This window comes from Vibrio ouci, from assembly GCF_004551525.1.
Lineage (GTDB): Bacteria > Pseudomonadota > Gammaproteobacteria > Enterobacterales > Vibrionaceae > Vibrio > Vibrio ouci.
The window spans coordinates 1-4,173 of the sequence record NZ_SATR01000097.1; the positions used below are offsets into that span (position 1 = coordinate 1).

Here is a 4,173-nt window from a genome sequence, read left to right on the forward strand (position 1 = left end):
GCCAAGATGTATGGACTCCCTATCTCCCTCGGGAGTAACGTAATAAGTAACGACACTTTTACAAGGAAGCCCATACATGACTCATTCTACGGTGCTCGCTATCGACTTAGCAAAAAACGTTTTCCAAGTTTGTAAGATGGATCGACATGGAAGAATTATTTTCAACAAAGAAGTCTCTCGAAAAAAACTTACTGAGCTCCTTATCAAAGAAAAAGCATCGCTCATTGCTATGGAATCTTGCGCGACCGCTCATCATTGGGGACGACTAGCTATTAAACTAGGTCATAAAGTAAAAGCCATCGCACCTAAACGAGTCTCTGCATTCCGGCAAGGTCAAAAAACGGATGCTAATGATGCTTTAGCCATCGCTATCGCCGCTATGCAGCCTAACGTGAAAGCTTGCCGAATACTTAATATTGAAGACCAGTGCCAACAATCTATTGTTCATATTCGCGAATTGCTTGTCCGACAGAAAGTCAGCTCCGCAAATCAATTAAGAGCGCTGTTACTTGAATTTGGCTTCCCTATCAACAAAGGCGATTTTGCGCTTAGGACCGAAATCCCCCTCATACTCGAAGATGCTGAAAATAGTCTCACCTGTACATTCAGGGAAACCCTGGCAATGATGTATGACCGATTCGTCGATTTAATTCACCAAATCGATAACATTACACAAAAACTGAAAGTCACTACATCTCAAGACCTATTGTGCAAACGCCTACAAGCATTAGAGGGGGTCGGCCCTATTTGTGCGGCTTTATTGAAAATTGCCCTCAGTCAAAAAGACCATTTTTCAAAAGGACGACATGCTTCTGCCTGCCTAGGATTAACCCCTGTTCAACATAGTAGTGGAGGCAAACAAAAGATAGGGGCTATTGCTAAACGCTGTGGCAACAACACTCTGCGTAACGCCCTCTACAATGGAGCCATTGGAGTCGTTTGCAAATTAGAAAAGCGAGAAGCTCGTACATCAAAAGAGCAATGGCTTAAAGCAATAACGGTAAGACGTGGGAAAAAGGTTGCTGCAATAGCATTGGCAAATAAGACCGTAAGAACAGCCTTCGCGATGATAGAAAGCGGAGAGGATTACCAGCCACAACTCCTTGTGGCTTAAACAGAGTTAGTCAAAAAGACCGTGATAACGAACAGGTAAGACCAACCTTCAAGAGACTGTGCAACGCTTAGGTATAAAATACCGCCGCCAAGATAAAGTCATGAAGGTGCGAGCACATCAAAGTGGCCCGAGATAGCTTCTCAACTAGAGCCCGTATATAAGCACGCATCTAACCTTCGTTAACAATCCTTTTTGACAACAATAGGGAGTCCATATAAGCGTTGCGAATCACTCTTAAACAGATTGTTATGTGCCTATGACTCAAGAAGCTCTATATTCCCAAGAATGTCATCAGCTAAGCTATACAAAAACAGGTAATCATACCTTGAGAGGTGAGGCATTTTCTTAGGTTGCCAATATCTACCATGAGCTAACCAGTTTCTGTAATCTAAAGCGCCTTGAAAACTGTCAAGACGAGCCTTGTGTTCAGGGTGCTCTCTACGCCAAGTAGAAATAATGTCATCTACTAAAGAGGCTTGATTCTCTTTTTTTCGATAGATGGCACGTAGTTTCTTGGAAAAAACATCACGTTTTTTCTTTTGACACCTAACTAAATAGTCCACTCGAAACCTAGCTTCTAGAGTAGCTAAGATTTCCAGAGAACACATTCGATCCAAGCTTTCAGTTCTATCTTTTAGTTCCTCCTGAAGCATGCTCAAAGAGCAACCAATAAACTTAGCAGGTACTTCAGATGATAAAAAATATTGTTGTAAAGCTAGCTCACTGTCAAAGTAGTATTCTTCTATGTCTTCAAGGTTTGAATGATCATTGGAGAATGCAACTTTACTAGGCATAGATTATTTCCATCAAAGCGTCGAAGAAATTGGACTCATTGAAGTCTTCAAATTTAACTCTACGTGAGTCCCTTAAAACCAACTTCCATACCCATTCAATTTCCTTAGGTTTCTCTTCAGGTATTGGTTTATTGATCGAAACACGTACATTGACCCCTGAGCTATTTTTATCAGCTAAGATAAACTGAACGCGACCTCGAGCCCCCTCCATATCTATTCGACCTTTTGTACCAATGAGCAATGTACCCACTGGCTCTAACACTACACTCTGTCCCGCAAAATCGATTTTCATATTTTTCACTTCATATGAACCGATATGATCTTCTACAAGAGTTTTAGGAGAATAACCATAGCTAACTCGACCAGCCTCAACATAAGGAGCAAACCAAGCTTCGACTTGGTTATAAAACGACTCGATATAATCTAGCCATTCATCTTTCTGTTTATCCCAGTCAATAGTTGATTCTTGTTGTTTTTTTTCGTGGCTTGACAAGAAACTATCAAAATCTTTCTTACTCATAATGTGTGCCTTACTCATAGTTTCTCTAATAATACACTGATACTAAATACCGTATCAATAAACCCAGACTGACCTAGGCACATAACGCCCAATTAAGTAGTGAGCAACGCTGCCACTTACCTAAAACATTGTGCCGTAAACACTAAAACCGATTCAAACCAAAAATGCCGAGCGTTGCGAATCTGCTTGAATTGATTGTTAGATGCCAGATCGCTGAACCTGATTTAGTAGTGGTAACGACACGAAATTATCGTTATCGCTTGATCATCGACTGCGTAAACAAGCCTATTAGTGTCATCAATACGACGAGACCAAAAACCGGATAAGTTCTCTTTTAACGGCTCTGGTTTACCTATACCCTCAAATGGAGAGCGCTTAACATCATTGATGAGTTTATTGATGCGCTTGAGTGTTTTCTTGTCTTGAGTTTGCCAATACAGGTAGTCACCCCAAGCGTCATCAGTCCACGACAGTAAACGTTGACTACTACTCATCAATTAACTCTCGTGCTGTTGTTTTACCAGCACGGTACTGTGCTATCGAACGATTTAGGTGTTCAGCGTTTTGAGGAGAGCGTAGTAAATGAACTGTCTCCATAAGGCTATTGTAGTAGTCCAAAGACATAACCACAGCATCTTCAGAATCACGGCGTGTAATAACTGTTGTATCAGCGTCATTAACTACGCCGTCCAAAACAGCTTTAAGACCATTTCGAGCTTCAGTAAAAGATACGATTCTCATAAGAACCTCCACATGTACATTTAATGGAACAAGTATAGTCTTCCCGACTCTACTTGTACAGTAAATTGGACATACGATATTGATAAGGCAACTAACGCCACGTTAAGTGGTGAACAACGCAGACCACCACACTTAACCTATTGTGCTGTAATCACTTAAGCTGAATCAAACTGAAAATGCCGAGCGTTGGGAATCCGTCTTAAACGCCTTGTATGGATAATAAGTACTCCAATCGGGTAAGGTGAGACCCAGACTTTAGCTGCAACTAAAGTTCTTCTATCTGGTAGTTCGATTAAACGATGGCTCCTCTATTGAGAGACCGGTAACAAGTACGAACGCCAGATAGAACTCCAAGCACCACACTCGAATAGTCTTCTGGGTCTCGAGCCCGCATTTGCAAGCAAGAGTTAGCTTATTATGAATACAAACACACTTCAAAACATTAATGTCGGCGTTGATACGGGTAAGTCACAATTAGACATCTATATCCGCCCTCTCGACATTTACTTCACCGTCCCGAACACCGAAAAAGGCATCCACGATGCCATTAAAACCATTAAGAAACACAAACCTCAACGCGTTGTCATCGAAGCAACAGGCCGATTAGAAATGCCCTTCATACTCGCCTGCGATAGAGCCAAATTACCTTACGTTGTTGCCAACCCGCTACGCATTAAAAGGTTTGCTGAAGCCATCGGTCAACGAGCTAAGAACGACCGTTTAGACGCCGCTCTCATAGCACATTATGCCGAACGTGTTCAGCCTACACTGACCAAGTTAAAAAGTGAAAACATACGCCTTATGAGTGACTTAGTTACAAGACGTAACCAACTACTGACCATGCAAACCATGGAAAGCGGTGTTTTTCAAGATAGTTGCCATCATTTGCTCGCTTATTAAGCAGCTTCTCTTTCTGGATTTAGGTGGACTTCGCCAACTGGCTTACAGTTCCTGATATCACCAGTCCATCGTTCAGGTTTTCGCTGTTTTGCAGCGAGTAATAC

The 4,173-nt window shown here is 41.8% G+C and carries 5 protein-coding genes and 1 pseudogene; 2 read left to right on the forward strand and 4 right to left on the reverse strand.

Annotated elements, in window-relative coordinates:
- The first annotated feature begins 76 nt into the window (after window positions 1-76).
- Window positions 77-1,114, forward strand: coding sequence for an IS110 family RNA-guided transposase (locus ELS82_RS23485; protein WP_134837591.1), 1,038 nt, complete (start codon window positions 77-79; stop codon window positions 1,112-1,114).
- A gap of 254 nt (window positions 1,115-1,368) precedes the next feature.
- Here the strand turns inward: ELS82_RS23485 and ELS82_RS23490 are convergent, their stop codons facing one another.
- The 4 genes from ELS82_RS23490 to ELS82_RS23505 all read right to left on the reverse strand — a co-directional run bounded on the left by ELS82_RS23490 (window position 1,369) and on the right by ELS82_RS23505 (window position 3,169).
- Complete coding sequence (locus ELS82_RS23490) at window positions 1,369-1,908, reverse strand: hypothetical protein (protein WP_134837592.1); 540 nt, start codon at window positions 1,906-1,908, stop codon at window positions 1,369-1,371.
- Window positions 1,901-2,428 carry a hypothetical protein gene (locus ELS82_RS23495; RefSeq protein WP_134837593.1) on the reverse strand — a complete coding sequence of 176 codons (528 nt, stop codon included), beginning with the start codon at window positions 2,426-2,428 and terminating at the stop codon, window positions 1,901-1,903. Before ELS82_RS23495 ends, ELS82_RS23490 begins: the two co-directional genes overlap by 8 nt.
- A 224-nt stretch (window positions 2,429-2,652) precedes the next feature.
- Window positions 2,653-2,922 carry a Txe/YoeB family addiction module toxin gene (locus tag ELS82_RS23500; RefSeq protein WP_049844102.1) on the reverse strand — a complete coding sequence of 90 codons (270 nt, stop codon included), beginning with the start codon at window positions 2,920-2,922 and terminating at the stop codon, window positions 2,653-2,655.
- Window positions 2,915-3,169, reverse strand: coding sequence for a type II toxin-antitoxin system Phd/YefM family antitoxin (locus tag ELS82_RS23505; RefSeq protein ID WP_005526636.1), 255 nt, complete (start codon window positions 3,167-3,169; stop codon window positions 2,915-2,917). The genes ELS82_RS23500 and ELS82_RS23505 overlap by 8 nt, the downstream gene beginning before the upstream one ends.
- A 417-nt stretch (window positions 3,170-3,586) precedes the next feature.
- On the opposite strand from ELS82_RS23505, the pseudogene ELS82_RS23510 reads away from it, so the two are divergent.
- Window positions 3,587-4,039 (forward strand): annotated as a pseudogene (locus tag ELS82_RS23510) (IS110 family transposase); the annotation flags it as partial.
- Between the last annotated feature and the right edge of the window lie 134 nt (window positions 4,040-4,173).

What these genes read in the sequence shown, in the direction of transcription:
- ELS82_RS23485 (WP_134837591.1), top strand. Translation starts at nt 77, where the DNA reads ATGACTCATTCTACGGTGCTCGCTATCGACTTAGCAAAAAACGTTTTC.
- ELS82_RS23490 (WP_134837592.1), bottom strand. Translation starts at nt 1,908, where the DNA reads ATGCCTAGTAAAGTTGCATTCTCCAATGATCATTCAAACCTTGAAGAC.
- ELS82_RS23495 (WP_134837593.1), bottom strand. Translation starts at nt 2,428, where the DNA reads ATGAGTAAGAAAGATTTTGATAGTTTCTTGTCAAGCCACGAAAAAAAA.
- ELS82_RS23500 (WP_049844102.1), bottom strand. Translation starts at nt 2,922, where the DNA reads ATGAGTAGTAGTCAACGTTTACTGTCGTGGACTGATGACGCTTGGGGT.
- ELS82_RS23505 (WP_005526636.1), bottom strand. Translation starts at nt 3,169, where the DNA reads ATGAGAATCGTATCTTTTACTGAAGCTCGAAATGGTCTTAAAGCTGTT.